Annotated in this window: 15 protein-coding genes; 9 read left to right on the forward strand and 6 right to left on the reverse strand. The window is 73.3% G+C overall.

Annotated features, from left to right (window positions below):
• Positions 1-964, reverse strand: a 964-nt coding sequence (locus ACZJYS_RS01105; protein ID WP_493175294.1) for a LysR family transcriptional regulator, incomplete at its 3' end; no start/stop codon positions are given.
• Between the two features lie 140 nt (positions 965-1,104).
• On the opposite strand from ACZJYS_RS01105, the gene ACZJYS_RS01110 reads away from it, so the two are divergent.
• The 5 genes from ACZJYS_RS01110 to ggt are packed head-to-tail and all read left to right on the forward strand — an operon-like array spanning position 1,105 to position 7,707.
• Positions 1,105-2,958 (forward strand): CocE/NonD family hydrolase, encoded by a 1,854-nt coding sequence (locus tag ACZJYS_RS01110; RefSeq protein ID WP_493175296.1) that lies wholly within the window; start codon positions 1,105-1,107, stop codon positions 2,956-2,958.
• Positions 2,945-4,561 carry an ABC transporter substrate-binding protein gene (locus tag ACZJYS_RS01115; protein WP_493175298.1) on the forward strand — a complete coding sequence of 539 codons (1,617 nt, stop codon included), beginning with the start codon at positions 2,945-2,947 and terminating at the stop codon, positions 4,559-4,561. The genes ACZJYS_RS01110 and ACZJYS_RS01115 overlap by 14 nt, the downstream gene beginning before the upstream one ends.
• The gene (locus ACZJYS_RS01120; protein WP_109517057.1) at positions 4,558-5,073 is read left to right on the forward strand and encodes a GAF domain-containing protein; all 516 of its coding nucleotides are present in this window, start codon (positions 4,558-4,560) and stop codon (positions 5,071-5,073) included. Before ACZJYS_RS01115 ends, ACZJYS_RS01120 begins: the two co-directional genes overlap by 4 nt.
• Positions 5,070-6,059 carry a Bug family tripartite tricarboxylate transporter substrate binding protein gene (locus ACZJYS_RS01125; protein WP_493175300.1) on the forward strand — a complete coding sequence of 330 codons (990 nt, stop codon included), beginning with the start codon at positions 5,070-5,072 and terminating at the stop codon, positions 6,057-6,059. The genes ACZJYS_RS01120 and ACZJYS_RS01125 overlap by 4 nt, the downstream gene beginning before the upstream one ends.
• Before the next feature lie 31 nt (positions 6,060-6,090).
• The gene (ggt, locus tag ACZJYS_RS01130; protein ID WP_493175302.1) at positions 6,091-7,707 is read left to right on the forward strand and encodes a gamma-glutamyltransferase; all 1,617 of its coding nucleotides are present in this window, start codon (positions 6,091-6,093) and stop codon (positions 7,705-7,707) included.
• Positions 7,708-7,717: 10 nt separating this feature from the next.
• Here ggt and ACZJYS_RS01135 read toward each other — a convergent pair whose 3' ends face one another.
• Positions 7,718-9,010, reverse strand: a complete 1,293-nt coding sequence (locus ACZJYS_RS01135; RefSeq protein WP_493175304.1) for an NAD(P)/FAD-dependent oxidoreductase — start codon at positions 9,008-9,010, stop codon at positions 7,718-7,720.
• Between the two features lie 269 nt (positions 9,011-9,279).
• Here ACZJYS_RS01135 and ACZJYS_RS01140 point away from each other — a divergent pair, with 269 nt between their 5' ends.
• Positions 9,280-10,860 (forward strand): aldehyde dehydrogenase (NADP(+)), encoded by a 1,581-nt coding sequence (locus tag ACZJYS_RS01140; protein ID WP_493175305.1) that lies wholly within the window; start codon positions 9,280-9,282, stop codon positions 10,858-10,860.
• Between the two features lie 76 nt (positions 10,861-10,936).
• Here ACZJYS_RS01140 and ACZJYS_RS01145 read toward each other — a convergent pair whose 3' ends face one another.
• The 3 genes from ACZJYS_RS01145 to ACZJYS_RS01155 form a co-directional block, all read right to left on the reverse strand.
• Positions 10,937-11,980: a phosphotriesterase family protein gene (locus tag ACZJYS_RS01145; protein WP_493175306.1), complete on the reverse strand. Its 1,044-nt coding sequence runs from the start codon at positions 11,978-11,980 to the stop codon at positions 10,937-10,939.
• Positions 11,981-12,020: 40 nt separating this feature from the next.
• Entirely contained in the window at positions 12,021-13,610 is a 1,590-nt protein-coding gene (locus ACZJYS_RS01150; protein ID WP_493175308.1) for an ABC transporter substrate-binding protein, read from the reverse strand.
• A gap of 167 nt (positions 13,611-13,777) precedes the next feature.
• Positions 13,778-15,106: an aspartate aminotransferase family protein gene (locus ACZJYS_RS01155; RefSeq protein WP_493175309.1), complete on the reverse strand. Its 1,329-nt coding sequence runs from the start codon at positions 15,104-15,106 to the stop codon at positions 13,778-13,780.
• Positions 15,107-15,265: 159 nt separating this feature from the next.
• Between ACZJYS_RS01155 and ACZJYS_RS01160 the strand changes: the two genes are divergently transcribed.
• The 3 genes from ACZJYS_RS01160 (at position 15,266) to ACZJYS_RS01170 (ending at position 16,706) form a co-directional block, all read left to right on the forward strand.
• Positions 15,266-15,985: a GntR family transcriptional regulator gene (locus ACZJYS_RS01160; RefSeq protein WP_493175311.1), complete on the forward strand. Its 720-nt coding sequence runs from the start codon at positions 15,266-15,268 to the stop codon at positions 15,983-15,985.
• 89 nt (positions 15,986-16,074) lie between these two features.
• Complete coding sequence (locus ACZJYS_RS01165; RefSeq protein ID WP_109517066.1) at positions 16,075-16,317, forward strand: type II toxin-antitoxin system Phd/YefM family antitoxin; 243 nt, start codon at positions 16,075-16,077, stop codon at positions 16,315-16,317.
• A complete protein-coding gene (locus tag ACZJYS_RS01170) occupies positions 16,317-16,706 on the forward strand; it encodes a type II toxin-antitoxin system VapC family toxin (RefSeq protein ID WP_109517067.1) in 390 nt (129 codons plus the stop codon). The genes ACZJYS_RS01165 and ACZJYS_RS01170 overlap by 1 nt, the downstream gene beginning before the upstream one ends.
• 9 nt (positions 16,707-16,715) lie before the next feature.
• Here ACZJYS_RS01170 and ACZJYS_RS01175 read toward each other — a convergent pair whose 3' ends face one another.
• On the reverse strand, positions 16,716-17,603 hold the full coding sequence (locus ACZJYS_RS01175; protein ID WP_109517068.1) for a LysR substrate-binding domain-containing protein: 888 nt from the start codon (positions 17,601-17,603) through the stop codon (positions 16,716-16,718).
• Positions 17,604-17,694 lie beyond the last annotated feature (91 nt).

Here is a 17,694-nt window from a genome sequence, read left to right on the forward strand (position 1 = left end):
GCGTGACGCCGGTGCTGGACTGGGACGAGGCGCCCGCGCCCCAGCCGCGGCGCAGCCGGCGCATGAGCTGCTCCGCCTGCCGCTGCGCCACCTCGGAGACCAGGCCAGCGAAGACCTGCGCCGTCTCCGAGCGGGCCTGCCAGGCCGGGTAGAACAGCCCGTAGGGCAGCGGCACGGCCGGCAGGAAGCGCCGCATGACGAGCTGCGGCGCGGCCGCCGAGAGCGCCACGAAGGGGTCGGCCAGCGCCAGGCCGAGGCCCTGCGCCGCCATCTGGCACACCACCACGCCATTGGCGGCCTCGAAGCGGTAGCGCGGCATCAGGCCCGCCTGCCGGCAATGCTGCTCCAGCCGCTGCCGCAGCAACGAGCGCGCATGGGTGGCGATGAGGTCGTGCTCCACCAGGGCCGGCAACTCCACCTGCCGGCGCGCGGCGAGGGGGTGGTCGCGCCGCATCACCACCACCGCCTCCACCTCGCAGAGCGGCTCCACCCGCAGGCCGGGGTGCTGCAGGGGCGGCACCGTCACGCCCAGATCGAAATGCTCCTGGCCCACCACCGCCTCGGCATCCAGCCGCACGCGGGTGTCGATGCTGGCGGTGAAGTCCGGCGCGCGGCGGGCCATCTCGGCCAGCGCCTCGCCGAGCAGGGCATTGGCCATCTGCGGCGCGGTGAGGATGCGCAGGTGGCTGTCCCGCTGCCCGCCGCGGATCTGCCCCGCGAGCTGCGCCAGCCCGTCATGCCCGGCCAGCACACGCTCCGCCTGCTGGTAGAAGCGCCGCCCCTCCGGCGTCAGGGAGAGGCGCTGCCGCTCCCGCGTGAACAGGGCGAAGCCGAGGGACTGCTCCAGCCCCGCCAGCAGCCGCCCCACCTGCGGCTGGGTGCGCCCGAGCCGCGCCGCCGCCTGGCTGACCGAGCCGCATTCGACGAAGGCCCGCAGCGCCTCCAGCGCGCTGATCTTGAGCATGCGGCCTCCTCATCCTGTGCGGAAAGCGCATGATCTGCACCGGATAATGCATTTGACGCAAGGACGGCCCTGGCCGAACGCTGACGGAATGATGACAGATGCCGCCCCCCGTACCGGCCGCCCAGGAGGCCCGAAGCGCCATGTCTGACCGCGACGAGAGCGGCACCGCCTGGCGCCTCGCCCCCGCGGACTACGCCGCCCGCCGCGAGGCGCCCTTCGCCCTGCCGGCGGCGCCCGCCTCCCGCTACCTGACCATGCGCGACGGCTGCCGCATCGCCATCGATGTCTGGCGGCCGGAGGGGGCAGAGGGCGCCGTGCCCGCCATCCTGATCCTGACGCCCTATTACCGCCGCTTCCGGCTGCGCGAGGGCGGCAGCGGCGACGCCATCCCCAATGCCGGCAAGTTCGTCCGCCACCTGGTGCCGCGCGGCTACGCGGTGGTGGTGGTGGATGTGCGCGGCACCGGCGCCAGCTTCGGCACGCGCGACAGCTTCCGCTCCCCGCGCGAGCGCGAGGACAGCCGCGAGATCGCCGACTGGATCGTGGCGCAGACCTGGTCGGACGGGCAGATCGGCGCCACGGGCATCTCCTACCCCGGCGCGGCCTCGGACTTCCTGGCCAGCACGGGGCATCCCGCGGTGAAGGCCATCGCGCCGCTCTTCGCCGTGTGGGACACCTACGCGGACAACTACTATCCCGGCGGCATCCTGCTGAAGCAGCTCGCCAAGAGCTATGACGACCTGATGGTCGCCATGGACCACGACCGGCGCGACCTGCTGCGCAACTACGTCTACTACGCCAACCCCGACCTCGCCGGCCCGCACCCGGTGGACGAGGACGCCGACGGCACACTGCTGGCCGAGGCGTTGCGTGAGCATCTCGGCAATTTCCGCCAGCCGGACTTCATGGGCGAGTTCCGCTTCCGCGAGGAGCCGCTGCCCTACGACGCGTCCTTCAGCTCCGCCTCCTTCAGCCCTTATTCGGTGCGCGGCGGCATCCGGCCGGATGTGGCGGTGCTGGCCGTCTCCGGCTGGATGGATGGCGCGGGCTACGCCAACGGCGCCATCTCCCGCTACCTGACGCTGCGCGACAACCCGGTGCACCTCATCCTTGGCCCCTGGGACCATGGCGCGCGCTGCCATGTCTCGCCCTGGCGCCGGGCGCAGACGCCGGATTTTGACCTGCTCGGCGCCCTGCTGCGCTTCTTTGACCACTACCTGCTGCGCCGGCCCACGGGGCTGGAGCAGGAGGCGCCCATCCACTACTTCGCGATGCATGCCGAGGCGTGGCGCAGCGCCGAGGCCTGGCCGCCCGTGCCGGAGACGCGGCGCCTGCTTCTCGCGGAAGGGAACGCCCTGGCCGAGTCCCCCGGCGCGGCGGGGGCCGACACCACCATGGCGGATTTCGCCTGGGGCAGCGGGCCGGGCACGCGCTACGAGCGCATCGCCGGCATCAACAGCACCACCTACCACGCCGACTGGCAGGAGCGGGAAGCCGCGCTGCCGGGCTGGACCTCGGCGCCGCTGCCGCAGGCGATGGAACTGGCCGGGCACGGCCTGGCCGATCTCTGGCTGGAGAGCAGCGAGCCGGATGCCGCGCTCTTCGTCTATCTCTCCGAGGTGGAGGCGGACGGCACGGTGCGCTACGTCACCGAGGGGCTGCTGCGCGCCCTGCACCGCAAGGAGAGCCCGGGGCCGGAGAACTACCGCACCACCTGGCCCTTCCGCAGCTTCCGGCGGGAGGATGCGGCGCCGCTGGTGCCGGGGCGGGCGGAGCGCATCCGCATTCCGCTGCTGCCCGTGGCCTGGGTGTTCCGGGCCGGCAGCCGCCTCCGCCTCTCCCTCTCCGGCGCCGACGCCGACCACGCGGTGCAGGTGCCGCATGGCCGCCCGCCGCGCCTGACCCTGCTGCGCGGCGGCGACCGCGCCTCCGCCCTGGAGCTGCCGCTCCGCCCCTACACCGCTGCCCTGGAGTTGCCCCATGCGACGTCGTGACCTTATTGCCGCCGCAGGTGCCCTTGGCGGCGCCCTCGCCACCACCGGCTGGGGCGCGCTGGCGCCCCGCCCCGCGCACGCCCAGGGTCCCGCCCAGGGCACGGCCCTGCGCATCGGCCTCGGCGGCGCATTCACCACCATCGATCCGCATTTCTACCACGCCGTGCCGAACCACACGGTCGCGATGCACATGTTCGAGCGGCTGATCAACCGCGCGCCGGATGGCCGGCTGATCCCCGGCCTCGCCACGGAATGGAAGCCGCTCTCGGACACGCTGTGGGAATTCAGGCTGCGCCCCGGCGTGAAGTTCCACGATGGCGGCGACTTCACGGCGGACGACGTGGTCTTCACCTTCGAGCGTGCCCGGGACGTGCCGAACAGCCCGGGCGGCTTCGGCGGCTTCCTGCGCGCGGTGGAGCGGGTGGAGGTGATCGACCCGCTGACCATCCGCCTGCACACCCCCGTGCCGGCGCCCGACCTCGGGCCGAACCTCACCTATGTCGGCATCGTCTCGCGCCGGGTGGGGGAGGGGGCCAGCACGGCCGACTACAATTCCGGCAAGGCGGCCATCGGCACCGGCCCCTACCGCTTCGCCGGCTACACGCCGGGCAACCGGGTGGAGCTGGCGCGCCATGATGCCTGGTGGGGCGGCCGCCCGGCCTGGGAGAGCGTCTCGCTGCGGCTGCTGAGCAACCCGGCCGGCCGCACCGCCGCGCTGCTCTCGGGCGATGTGGACCTGGTCGACACCCCCTCGGTCAGCGACCTGCCGCGGCTGCGGGAGGATGAGCGCGTCTCGGTCAAGGCCATCCCCGGCATCCGGCTGATCTACCTGGTGCCGGACCTCTCGCGCGAGGGGGAGAGCCCCTTCGTCACCGACGCGCAAGGCACGCCCCTGCCGCGCAACCCCTTCCGCGACCGGCGGGTGCGCGAGGCGCTCTCCCTCGCCCTGCACCGCGAGGCGCTGGGCGACCGGGTGATGCTCGGCACCGGCACGCCCACCAACCAGTGGATGCCGCCCGGCGGCTATTCCTACGCCCCGAAGGTGGTGCCGCCGCAGCCCGACCCGGCCCGCGCCCGCCGCCTGCTGACCGAAGCCGGCCTGCCGGAAGGCTTCCGCCTGACCCTGCACACGCCGAACGACCGCTATCCCAACGATGCCCGCCTCGCCCAGGCCGTGGCGCAGATGTGGACGCGCATCGGCGTGCAGACCACGGTGGAGGCGATGCCCTGGAGCACCTATGCCGCGCGCGGCGGCCGGCAGGAATTCTCCATGGGGCTGTGGGGCTGGGGCAGCGCCACCTTCGAGGGCGGCTACATGCTGAGCCAGTGCTTCGCCACCAACAGCAAGGAGCGCAGCCTCGGCCTCTACAATTACGGCCGCTACAGCGACCCGGCGCTGGATGCCGCCATTGCCCGCGCCGTCTCCACCGTGGACGAGGCGGAGCGCGAGCGGCTGCTGGTCGCGGCCACGGAGCAGGCCATGGCCGAGACGCCCATCATCCCGCTGCTGATGCTGCAGAACCTCTGGGCGGTGCGGCAGGGCATCGCCTTCCAGCCGCGCTCGGACGAGCGGACCCTGGCCATGGACGCCACCCCCTCATGACCGCCGCGCGCCCCGATCCCTGGCCCGCCCTGGCGCGCCTCGCCCTGGCCCAGGCCGAGCCGGGCCAGCCCGCCGCCCTGTTCCAGGCGCTGGAGCAGGCGCTGGCCGAGGCGGTGGGCCACCGCCTCTGCACCATCCAGATCCACTATCCGGATGGCGAGGCGGAGCGCGTCTGGTCCAACCACCCGGAGCACTACCCGGTGGGCGGGCGCAAGCGCGCCTCCCAGGCGCCGCGGATGCGGGAGTTGATGGAGCATGGCCGCCCCATCCTGATCCGCGCGGCGGAGGAGCTGCGCCGCTCCTACCCCGACCATGCCGGCGCCTCGGCGCTGGGCTGCGGCAGCGCCATGAACACGCCGGTGCGCTGGCAGGGCCGCACCCTGGGGCAGGTGAACCTGATGCACGCCGAGGGCTGGTACACCGAGGCCGACCTGCCGCTGGTGCGCGCCTTCGCGCAGTTCGCCGTGCCTGCCTTCCTGCTTCTCGCCGCCGCCGGGGAAACCGCCGCATGACCACCCTGCCCACCCGCCGCGCCCTGCTCGGGGCACTGCCGCTCGCCGCCGGCCTCGCCGCGCGGCCGGCGGCGGCGCAGGCCGCGCCCTGGCCGCAGGCCCAGCCCATCCGCATGATCGTGCCCTTCGGCGCCGGCGGCGCGACCGACATCGCCGCCCGCGTCATCGCGCAGGAGATGACGGGCGTGCTCGGCCAGAGCATCGTGCTGGAGAACCGGGGCGGCGCCGGCTCCACCCTCGGCACCGGCTATGTGGCGCGCGCGGTGGCCGATGGCTACACGCTGCTCATCACCACCATCAGCGGCCTGGCCATCGGCCAGACCCTCTACCGCGACCGCATCCAGTACGACGCGGACCGCTCCTTCGCGCATGTCGCCATCATGATGGGCACGCCCTACCTGCTCTGCGTCGACCCGCGCCTGCCCATCCGCAGCCTGGCGGAGTATTTGGCGGCGGCGCGGGCGAAGCCGATGGATTACGGCACCTCCGGCGTCGGCGGCGTCGCGCACCTGCTCGGGCTGCGGCTGGCCAGGGCCACCGGCGTGGCGCTGGAGCACGTGCCCTATCGCGGCTCCACCCAGGCCATCACCGACGTCATGGCCGGCGTGGTGCCGAGCGTGCTCGACAGCCTGACGGCCACCAGCGCGCATCTCCGCTCCGGCGCCCTGCGGCCGCTGGCCACCTCGGCGCCGCAGCGCTCGCCCGACTTCCCGGAGGTGCCGACCTTCCGCGAGCTGGGCTACCCGGATGTGGTGGCCGATGGCTGGGCCGGCCTCGCCGCCCCCGCCGGCACGCCGCGCCCGGTGCTGGAGAGGCTGGCCGAGGCGGTGCGCCACGCCCAGGGCACGGCCAACGTGCAGCGCCGCTTCGCCGAGACGGCGACGACGGCGGGCCGCCTCTACCTGGACGAGGCGCAGGCCTTCGTGCGCCAGGAGGTGGCCGCCTGGGCGCCGGTGATCCAGGCCTCCGGCATCACGCCGGACTGACCAAGAGACGGAACCAGGAGGGAGAGACGCGATGCGCGGCATGGTGGTGGCGGCCCAGCCGGAGGCGGCCGAGGCGGGGGTGGAGATCCTCCGCCAGGGGGGCAATGCGGTGGATGCCGCCATCGCCTGCGCCTTCGCGCAGGGGGTGGTGGACCCGCAGATGTGCGGCATCGGTGGCTTCGGCGCCATGCAGCTCTGCCTGCCGGGGCAGGGGGTGCACACGGTGCTGGAGTTCTTCGCCCGCGCGCCCCTGGCGGCGAGCGAGGACATGTGGGAGAGCCGCTTCATCGGCCAGTCGCGCGACGGCTTCGTCTTCCTGCTCGACGACCAGCGCAACGACATCGGCTACGGCGCCATCGGCACGCCGGGCAATGTGGCGGGCTACACGGAGGCGCTCTCGCGCTTCGGCACCATGCCGCTGCGGGCGGTGATGGCGCCCGCCATCGCCCAGGCGCACCAGGGCGTCATGGTGCGGCCCTACATGCACTACTACTGGGCGCTCGACCATGGCGGCGACGGCCAGGTGAACGTGGCGGACAAGCTGCGCTTCAGCGAGACGGGGCGGCAGGTCTACTTCCACGCCGATGGCCGGATGAAGCGCCCCGGCGACACGCTGCGCAACCCGGAGATGGCGCGCACCCTGGAGCGCATCGCCGAGGGCGGGGCGGAGGCCTTCTACCGCGGCGACATCGCGCGCGAGATGGTGGCGGACATGGCGGCGCGCGGCGGCCTGATCACCGCGGGGGATCTCGCCGCCTACCGCGTGCGCGAGAAGGCGCCGGTCTGGGGAAGCTACCGGGGGCGGTGCATCGCCTCCAACCCGCCGCCGGCGGGCGGCGGATCGCTGATCGAGCTGCTGCACATCCTGGAGCATTTCGACCTCGCCAGCCTGCCGCACAACGGCCCGGAGCACCTCCGCATCCTGGCCGAGGCGATGAAGTGGATGACCATCGACAAGGACCGCCACATGGGCGACCCCGACTTCGTCGATGTGCCGCTCGACCGCCTGCTCTCGGGCGGCTACGCCGCCGAAATCGCCGCGCGCATCAAGGCCGGGGAGGTGGCGCATGTGCCCCGCGCCGGGGAGCCGGCGGCCAAGGACCCGCCGGACACCACCGTGGTCTGCGTCATCGACGGCGCGGGCAACGCCGTCTCGCTGACGCACACGCTGGGCATTCCCTCCGGCGTCATCACCCCCGGCCTCGGCTTCATGTACAATGGCTGCATGAGCGGCTTCGACCCGCGCCCGGGCCGCGCCGCCTCCATCGCGCCAGGCAAGAGCCGCGGCAGCGCCATGGCGCCCACCCTGGTCTTCGAGGGGGAGCATCCCGCCATTGTCCTCGGCGCGCCGGGCGGCACCTACATCGTGCCGGCGATCGCCCAGGCGCTGATGAACGTGCTCGATTTCGGCATGAGCATGGCCGAGGCCGTGGCGGCGCCCCGCATCGTCGCGCTGAGCGACACGATCGACGTGGCCAACCGCATCCCGCAGGGCGTGGCGCGGGCGCTGGAGGGGATGGGCTACCCGGTCGCCCGCTCCTACCAGAGCTATGCCTTCGGCGCCCCGCACGGGCTGCGTCGCCTGCCGGATGGCCGCATCGAGGGCGGCGCCGACCCGCAGCGGGACGGCATGGCGCTGGCGGCCTGAGGCGGCGCGGCTACCGCCCCAGCCGGTCCAGCAGCCGCCCGCGCCACACTTCCGCCCAGACGCCGAGGCGCCAGAAGCGGTGCAGCGGCAGCGGCTTCAGCGGCAGCACGGGCATGTCGAAGGCGGCCGCCTCGCCCTCCGCCAGCCGGGCGGCGAGGAGGCGGCCCATATGGCTGGCCAGGGCGACGCCGCGGCCGTTGTAGCCCAGGCAGCAGAGCAGGCCCGGGGCCGGCGCGTGCACATGCGGGTAGTGGTCGGGCGTCACGGCGAGCTGGCCGTTCCAGCCCTCGGCCCAGCGCGCGCCGCGCAGCTGCGGCCACAGCCGCCCGGCATGGCGCATCAGGTAGTCCAGCCGCTCCGGGTCCTGCAGCTCGCGCTGCGGCCCGCGGCCGCCCATCAGCAGCCGCCCCGCCTCGTCCATGCGGTAGTAGACGGTGATGCGGCCCGTCTCGAACACCGCGCCCCGGAACGGCACGATGCCGGCCGCCACTTCGGGCGGCAGCGGCTCCGTGGCGCGGATGGCGCTGAACACGGGCACGATGCTCTCCGCCAGCCCGGGCCAGAGCCCGCCGGAATAGCCGTTGGTGGCGAGCAGGACCTGCCGCGCCCGCACCACGCCCTGCGGCGTCTCCACCCGCCACCCATCCGCCTCCCGCCGCAGGGCGATGGCCGGCGTGCCGCCATGCACCCGCGCCCCCAGCGCCTGGGCGGCACGCGCCAGGCCGCGCGCATAGCCCAGCGGGTTGAGATGCCCGCCGCGGGGATCGAGGAAGCCGAGCGGATAGAAGGCCGTGCCCACCGCCTCTTGCAGCGCCGCGCCCTCCAGCAGCCGCACCGGCATGCCGCGCTCCAGGCAGGCGCGGTGCAGAAGGCGCAGCTCCGCCGCCGCGGCGGGGCTGGTGGCCACGCGCAGCGTTCCATCCTGCCGTGCCTCGCAACGGATCTGGTGGCGGCGGACCAGCTCGAACACGTAATCGGGCGCGGCGTGGCTGAAGGCGACCATGCGGCGGCCCAGATCCGGGCCGAAGCGGGCCTCCACCGCATCCGGCGCGTGCTTCAGGCCGGGATTCACCTGGCCGCCATTGCGGCCGGAGGCACCCCAGCCGGGCTCATGCGCCTCCAGCACGGTGGTGGGGATGCCACGCTCGGCCAGATGCAGCGCCGTGGACAGGCCGGTGAAGCCGCCGCCGATGATGGCGACATCCGTGCTGGCATCGCCCGGCAGCGGCGGCGTGTCCGGCGCCGGGGCGGCGGTCCGCGCGTAGAGGCTCGGCGGCAGGGGGCGGGGCGCGGTCTGGGCCATGCCCGCCACTGTTTTCAAGCCGGCCCGGTGGGTCAAGCCACTGCTTCGCTCCCGTGGAAAACGGTGCCGGCCCCACGAGCAAAGAAACCCTAGAATATATATTATGAAAAATAAATATGGCCTGGAAGCTAAGCCGTGCCGCTCCTGGCTGGCGTGCGTATGGCGCCATTCCCGCGCAGCCTGTAAGGCAGGTCGGCAACGGACCGAAACGACGCAGGCCCTGCCGCGGCGGAACCCGGTGCCTTCTGACGGACAGAAAGGAAGCGTCCATGTCCATTTCCGGCGAGATGCTGATCGGCGCCACGGCCCTGCGCGGCACCGACAAACCCATCCGCGCGATCGAGGCGGCCACCGGCCAGCCGATGGAGCCTGCCTTCGGCGGTGGCACGGCGGCGGATGTGGAGCGTGCCTGCGCCCTGGCCTGGCAGGCCTTCGACAGCTACCGCGAGACCACACCCGAGATTCGCGCCGGCTTCCTGGAGGCCTGCGCCCAGGCCATCCTCGACATCGGCGACGCGCTGATCACCCGCGCCATGGCGGAGAGCGGCCTGCCGCGCGGCCGGCTGGAGGGCGAGCGCGGCCGCACCGTCGGCCAGCTCCGCCTCTTCGCCAAGGAGGTGCGGGATGGCACCTACCTCAATGCCCGCATCGATCCCGCCCTGCCCGACCGCCAGCCGCTGCCGCGCCCGGATCTGCGCCTGCGCATGATCCCGCTCGGCCCCGTGGCGGTGTTCGGGGCCTCCAACTTCCCGCTCGCCTTCTCGGTGGGCGGCGGCGACACCGCCTCGGCCCTGGCCGCGGGCTGCCCGGTGGTGGTGAAGGCGCATTCCGCCCATCCCGGCACCTCCGAGCTGGTCGGCCGCGCCATCCAGTCCGCCGTCAAGGCCTGCGGCCTGCCGGAAGGCGTGTTCTCCCTGCTGTTCGGCTCGGGCCAGGTGGTCGGCCAGGGGCTGGTCGCCGATCCGCGCATCAAGGCGGTGGGCTTCACCGGCTCCCGCGCCGGCGGCACCGCCCTGATGAAGACGGCCGCCGCCCGCCCCGAGCCGATCCCGGTCTATGCCGAGATGAGCAGCATCAACCCCGTCTTCCTGCTGCCGCAGGCGATGGCCAGCCGCGCCGCCGGCATCGGCAGGGCCTTCGTCGGCTCCCTCACCCTCGGTGCCGGGCAGTTCTGCACCAATCCAGGCCTCGTGCTGGCCCTGGACGGTCCGGAGCTGGAGACCTTCCTCGGCGCCGCGACTGAGGCGCTGGGCGGCGCCCCGGCGCAGACCATGCTGACCCCCGGCATCCTCGGCGCCTACCAGGCCGGCATCTCGCACCTCGCCGGCAACAACCGCGTGCGCAAGGTCGCCTCGGGGCAGGTGGCCAGCGCCGCCACCCAGGGCGAGGCCGCGCTGTTCGAGACCACAGCCGAGCACTTCATGGCCGACCCGGCCCTGGCCGAGGAGGTGTTCGGCGCCGCCTCCCTCGTCATCCGCTGCCCGGATGCCGAGACCATGCTCCGCCTCGCCGAGGGGCTGGAGGGGCAGCTCACCGCCACCATCCAGATGGAGGAGGGCGATGTCGAGATGGCGCGCCGGCTGCTCCCGGTGCTCGAGCGGCGGGTCGGCCGCATCCTGGTGAACGGCTACCCGACAGGCGTGGAGGTCAGCCACGCCATGGTGCATGGCGGGCCGTATCCGTCCACCTCCGATGGCCGCTCCACCTCCGTCGGCACCCTCGCCATCGGCCGTTTCCTGCGGCCGGTCTGCTACCAGGACATGCCGGCGGCGCTGCTGCCGGAGGCGCTGCGCGACGGCAACCCGATGGGGCTGTGGCGGCGCGTGGACGGCGTGCTCGGCCAGTCTTGAACGGCGCGGCGCGGCGCGGGCGGTCCGCGCCGCTGATGCCGCTCCGGGGAGGGCACGCCCCCTCCCCGCGCGCGCGTCAGACGAAGGTCAGCAGCCGGCGCGGCGTGCCCACCATGATCGCGTCGATCTCCGCCTCGCTGAAGCCGCGCCGGCGCATCAGCGGGATGACCTTCTTGTAGATGTGCGCATAGCCATGGCCGCCGAACTCGGTCATCTGCACGATGTGGCAGATGTCGTGGCTGATGACGACCTGGTCGCCATGGCCGCGGTCGATGACGCGGCGGATGTCGCGCAGGCGCTGCGCGTCGTTCGGCAGGTCGATGTCCGGGTTCGGCTGGTAGTAGCAGCTCTCCTGGCCGAACAGATCCCATTCCAGGATGACGCCCGCATCGGCCAGGCGGAACAGCCGCTCGTCGTCGAAGATGGTGCGGTCGATATGGTCGATGATGGTGCGCGAGAGGTCGGCGCCATGCGCGCGCAGGAACTCGACCAGCATCCACGGGTGGTCCTGGTCGCGGGCGGGGTGGATGGTGAGCGCCGCGCCGGTCTCCTGCTGCGCCAGGCATGCGGCGTGCAGCATCTTCTTCTCGAGGTCGGTCCAGGGCCACTGGCAGCCGATCTCGCCGAGCAGCCCGGCGCGCACATCGGTGCCCCAGGCGCCGAGCTGGATCTGGTCCACCATCTCCTGCGCCAGCTCATCGACGCCGCGGGCCTCGTTCGCCGGGTCCTGGTAGTCATGCACGTAGTGGCCGCAGCCCATGACGATCTGCGCGCCGCTCTCGCGCGACGCCCGGGCCAGCCCCTCCGGGTCCGGCATCAGCCCGCCGATGGTCAGCTCGACGATGGTGCGGCCACCATGCTGCACCACCTCCGCCGCGGCCCGCGTCGCCACGCCCACATCGAGCTGCGTCGAGTTGCGGTAGTCCTTCACCGTGCGGGTCTGCAGATCCCACCACTGCCCGAGGTCGAGCTCGCCGAGCGGCTTGTCCCGCTCGGGCGGCGGGGTGATGTTCCAGATCAGATGCTCGTGCATCAGGGTGGAGCCGAGCCCGGCGGGGTCGATCAGCCCCAGCACCGTCTGTGCCTTGCCCCGCATCTCGTCGCGCGTCAGCCTCGTCATATCGTTTCCTCTCTCCTTGCCCGATGGGTTCCGCCCCGCCTCAGCCACGCCGCACGTTCCACGCATAGGGCACGCTGCCGGTCAGGAAGCCGCTGAGGTCTGTGCGGTAGGCGGTGCGCATGAAGAACTGGCCCAGCGGGATGATCGGCGCCTGCTCGAAGGAGACGCGCTGGATCTGCTCGGCGATGGCGGCCCGGGTGGCCTCGTCGGGGGCGCTGAGCCATTCCTCCGCCATCCGCTCCACCGCCGCGTTCTCGTACCAGCCGAACCAGCCCTTGTCCCCCTGGCCGCGCAGCACGGGATTGATCGCCGGCGTGTAGATGGAGAGGGAGGGCCACCAGGTGTGGAAGATGCTCCAGCCACCCTGCTCCACTGGCGCGCGGCTGGAGCGGCGCTGCACCACGGAGCCCCAGTCGGTCTCCACCAGCTCGACATTCATGTCCAGGCGCCGCAGCAGGTCGGCCGTCACCAGGCCGAAGGGCGCCATGCTGGGCATGTCCGTCGGGTTGAGGATGACAACACGCTCGCCCTTGTAGCCGGCATCGCGCAGCATCGCCTTGGCGCGTCCCAGGTCGCGCGGCCCCTGCAGCGGTTCGGACCCCGCCTCGGTGCCGTAGGGCGTGCCGCAGGGCCACATGGAGGGGCAGAGGCGGAACAGTTCCGGGTCGTTCGCCGTGACCGCCCGCATGTAGTCCTCCTGCTTGGCGGCGTAGAGGAGGGCATGGCGGATGGCGGCGTTGTCGAAGGGCGCGTGCAGGCAGTTGAAGCGCAGCGTGCCGATGTAGCCCATCGGGTCGTTGACGGCGACCTTCACCCGGCGGTTGCGCTGCAACAGCGGCGCGAGGTCCGGGTGCACCTGGTCCCACCAGTCGATCTCGCCGGCCTGCAAGGCGGCGGCGGCGGTCGCCGCGTCCGGCATCACATGCCACTCGATGCGGTCGAAATGCGCCACCTTGCCACCGCTGCTGCGCTGCGGCGGCTCCTGGCGCGGCACGTAGCCGTCGAAGCGCGCATAGGCGACACGGCTGCCGGAGACATACTCGGCGGCCAGGAAGCGGTAGGGGCCGGATCCCACCATCTCCGTCACCTGCTTGAACGGATCGGTGCGCGCCAGGCGCTCCGGCATCATGAAGGGGATGATGGCGGCGCTCTTGGCCAGCGCCTCCAGCATCAGCGGAAAGGGCCGGTGCAGCCGGATGCGGATGGTGCGGTCATCCGCGGTGCCCCATTCCGCGACGCGCGCGGCCAGGGACTGGCCGAAGGTGTCGCGCCGTGCCCAGCGCTCCAGGCTGGCGGCGCAGTCGCGCGCCAGCACCTTCTCCCCGTCGTGCCAGCGCAGGCCCTCGCGCAGGCGCACCTCCCAGGTGAGGCCATCCTGCGAGACGGTGTGGCCCTCGGCCATCTGCGGGCGCACGCGCAACTCGTCGTCCAGGCCGTAGAGCGTGTCGAACACGTTGTAGGCGTGGTTGGTGGTGACGGCGGCGGTGGTCCAGATCGGGTCCAGCGCCGTGAGGTTGGCCTGCGGCACGAAGCGCAGCACGCGCGCCGCGGAGCCGGCCGCGCGCAGCGGCGGGGCGGCTCCGGCGGCGGCGAGGCCGGCGGCGGTCGCGATGAAGCGGCGACGATGCATCTGTGGTCTCCCGAGATTTGCAGCCCGATCGCCATGCGTCCGGTCGCGTCCGGCGAGCCGATCGGCGTTTCCCCAGTCCAGGCCTTGCGGGCGGCCTTGTTCGTCTTGCAGCGGGCGGCGGAGATGGCGGGAGGAAGGGCCGCGGGCCGCTCCTCCTCCGCCTCCTGCTAGGGGGCCACGCCGCCGGCGCGCAGCAGCGCGGCGCGGGATTCGGCGAACTCGCCGACGGCGGCGACGAAGCGGTCCATCTCCGCCTCGCCCACCGGCAGGCTCAGCGCCACCATGCCGCGCCGCGCCAGGTAGAGGCCGGCCGCCAGCATGTCGAAGAAGAACAGCTCCCGCAGGCCCTCCTCGGCGGGGGTGGCGGCATAGGGGCGGTCCGGTAGGGGCTGGCGGAAATGCACCGTCATCATCGAGCCGAGCCCGGTGAAGCCGAGCGGCACGCCCGCCGCGCGCCCCGCCGCGTTCAGCCGCCCGCGCAGCGCCTCGCCCCGCTGGAACAGCGCCTCGGCCGCCTCGGCGGTGAAGATCTCGCCCATCGCGACGGCGCCGGCGGCCATGGTCAGCACGTTGTTGTTGAAGGTGCCGGCATGCGGCACCCGGCTCTCGAACTGCGCCATGATGTCGGCCCGGCCGCCGAAAGCGCCGAAGCTCATGCCGCCGCCGATATACTTGCCGAGGCAGGTCATGTCCGGCGTGATGCCGAGCCGCGCCTGCAGCCCGCCGCCCGACATGCGGGAGGTCATCACCTCGTCGAAGATCAGCACGGCGCCGGTCTCGTCGGCCAGGGCGCGCAGCGTGGCGAGGAACTCCGGCGTCGCCGGAATGCAGCCGCCGCCGCCCAGCATCGGCTCGACGATGATGGCGGCCAGGTCCTGCGCATGGGCGCGGGCCAGGCGGGTGGCCTCGGCGCTGTCATTGTAGGGCGTGGGCAGGAAGGGCAGCGGCAGGGTGGCCGGGCTCGGCCCCGCCAGCGGGAAGGTGAGCACCCCGCCATGGTAGCCGCCCTGCATCACCATGATGGTGTTGCGCCCGGTGAAGCCGCGCGCGGCCGTCAGCGCCATCAGGTTGGCCTCGGTGCCGCTGTTGGTGAAGCGCAGCCGCTGCAGCGAGGGGAAGCGGCCGCACAGCAGGCGGGCCAGCCTCTCCTCCCCCTGCCCCACCGCGGCGAGGTTGATGCCGCCCTCCAGCGTGGCGTGCAGCGCCTTGTGGATGCGCGGCTCGGAATGGCCGAACAGCCCGGCCGTGTATTCGCCGCAGAGGTCGAGATAGGCATGGCCGTCCAGGTCCCACAGGCGGCAATCCTCGCCGCGCGCCATGGCGGCCGGGAACGGGCCATAGGCGAGCACGGAACGGGTGTTGCCGCCCGGCATCACCTCGCTGGCGCGCTCGTGCAGGGCGGCGCTGCGCGGCCGCGCGGCGGCATAGGCCGCGCGGGCCTCCTCCAGCGCGGTGCCGAGATCGCTGTTGCGGCGCAGGGCGGTGGCCGAACTCATGCAGGTCTCTCCACAGGGGCTTGGCGATGGCCCGGCAGCCCCCCGACTGCCATGCGGGCCGGCGCACGCTACACAGGATGCGACGGCTTGGCGCAGCACCATATGCCATCTCAAGAGCGATGCTATTGTGATCACAAAATGCCAGCAACAGGAATCTCGATGAATCCGCCTGAATCGCATTCCGCCTTGCCGCCCCTGGAGGAACAGGCCTATCACCGGCTCCGGCAGGCCCTGGTGGAAGGCACCTTCGCGCCGGGCGACAAGCTTTCCCTGCGGCGCATCGCCACCTCGCTCGGCACCAGCCCGATGCCGGTGCGCGCCGCGCTGCGCCGGCTGGCGGCGGAGCAGGCGCTGGACCTCACGCCCTCCGGCACCGCCATCGTGCCCCGCCTCACCCGCGCGGCCTTCCTGGAGCTGGGCGAGGTGCGCGCGGCGCTGGAGCCGCTCGCCCTGCGCCTGGCCGCGCCACGGCTCGACGCCGCCACCCTGGCCACGCTGGAGCGGCTGCTGGAGGAACATGCCGGGGTCCGCGGCTCCGGCCGGCCGGAAGACTTCCTGCGCGTGGACCGGGAGTTCCTCTTCACCCTCTACCGCATGGCCGAGGCGCCGCTGCTGCTGGGGATGATCGAAAGCCTGTGGCTGCGGCGCGGCCCGCTCTTCTGGGAGGCGCGCTGGGTGCTGATGGGCCGCCCGGCCGAGCACGCCCACCGCCACGCGCCGATCCTGCAGGCCCTGCGCCTGGGCGACGGCATGGCCGCCGCGTGCGAGCTGGAGGGCGAGATCCGCGACGCCACGGCCTTCCTGCTGGGGGAGATCCGCTTCGCCGGCGATGCCGGGGCGGAGCGCGAGGTGCTGCCCCTGCTGCGGCCCGGAGGCTGAGGCCACCCGGCGGCGCGCGCCCTCGCACATGCAACCCGACTGGACTAAGTCCGATAGGTTCCGCTATGAAGGAGCGCAGGAGGCCCGCCATGCAGACGGTCAACATCCACGCCGCCAAGACGCACCTCTCCCGCCTCGTCGATGCGGCGGCGGCGGGCGAGGAAATCCTCATCGCGCGCGCCGGGCGGCCCGTGGCCCGGCTGGTCCCGCTCGAGGAGGCGCCGGCGCGGCCGCGGCGGCGCCTGGGGCGGCTGGCGGGGCAGCTCTCCATCCCGGCGGATTTCGACGCGCCACTGCCCGAGGAGGTGCTGTCCGGCTTCGAGGCGGGCTGATGCGCCTGCTGCTGGACACCCACATCCTGCTCTGGGCGCTGGCCGAGCCGCACCGGCTCGGCCCCGAGGCCCGCGCCGCGCTGGAGGAGCCGGAGAACGAGGTGCTGTTCAGCGCCGCCAGCCTCTGGGAAATCGCCATCAAGGCGCGGCTGGGCCGGGCGGACTTCGCCTTCGACCCGCAGCGCATCCTCCGCGCGGCACTCGACACGGGCTTCGTCGAGCTGCCGGTGCGCGCCTCCGCCGCCATGCTGGTCGCCGGGCTGCCGCAGCACCACCGGGACCCGTTCGACCATCTGCTGATCGCCCAGGCCATGGCCGAGCCGGTGCGGCTCTACACGGCCGACCCGCTGCTGCCGCCCTATTCCGAACTGGTGGTGCTGGTCCGGTAGGGGCGCCGCTCAGGCGGGGGGCATGCCGGCTTCCTCGGCCAGCCAGTGGCGGAAGGCCGCCAGCCCGGCCTCCGCGGCGCGCGCCGCCTCGCAGAGCAGCACGAAGCCATGCGCGCTGCGCCGCGCGAAGGGCACCGGCACGACCACCCGCCCCGCCTCCAGGTCCGGCCCGATCAGGGCGCGGATCGCCAGCGCCACGCCGAGGCCGCTCGCCGCCGCGTCGATGGCGAGGCCGATGCTCTCGAAGGCGGCGCCCTGGCGCGGGTCCGGCCCCTCCACCCCGGCCGCCGCCAGCCAGCGGGCCCAGTCCCGCGGGCGCTGGCGGGAATGCAGGAGCGGCTTGCCTTCCCAGCGGAAGCCCTGCGGCCCGGCCAAAGCGGGGGCGCAGACCGGCACCGTCTCGATCGGCACGAGGGGCTGCACCAGCAGCCCCGGCCGCGCCGCCGGCCCCGCCACGGCGATCACCGCGTCGAACCGCCCGGGCGAGAGCGCCAGCGGGTCGGCTGTGGTGACGAGGGTGATGTCGAGCCCCGGGTGGCGCGCCTGAAGCCGCGGCCAGCGCGGGATCAGCCAGCGGCTGGCGAAGAGGGCATAGGCGCCGACCGTCAGCGCCTGGCGCGGTGCCGGCGCGGTGGCTTGCGCGACGCCCTCCGCCAGCCGGTCCAGCCCCGCGCGGGCGGCGGCGAAGAGGGTCTCGCCGGCCGGGGTGGGCGTCACGCCGCCGGGGCCGCGCAGGAACAGCGCCACGCGCAGCTCCTCCTCCAGCGCCCGTACCTGGCGGCTGACGGCGCCGGGCGTCACATGCAGCTCGGCCGCGGCACGGCTGAGGCTGCCATGGCGGGCCGCCGCCTCGAAGCAGCGCAGCGCGGAAAGCGAGGGCAGGCGTCGGTAGGTCATGGAGGGGTGTGAGCCTAGCGCAAAACCCCCTGCGGAGAAATCGGCTGGCGCGCGCGGGGGCCGCTGCCCAGGATCGGCGCGGGACGAAACG

This window comes from Roseomonas sp. TS2 (genome assembly GCF_058833935.1).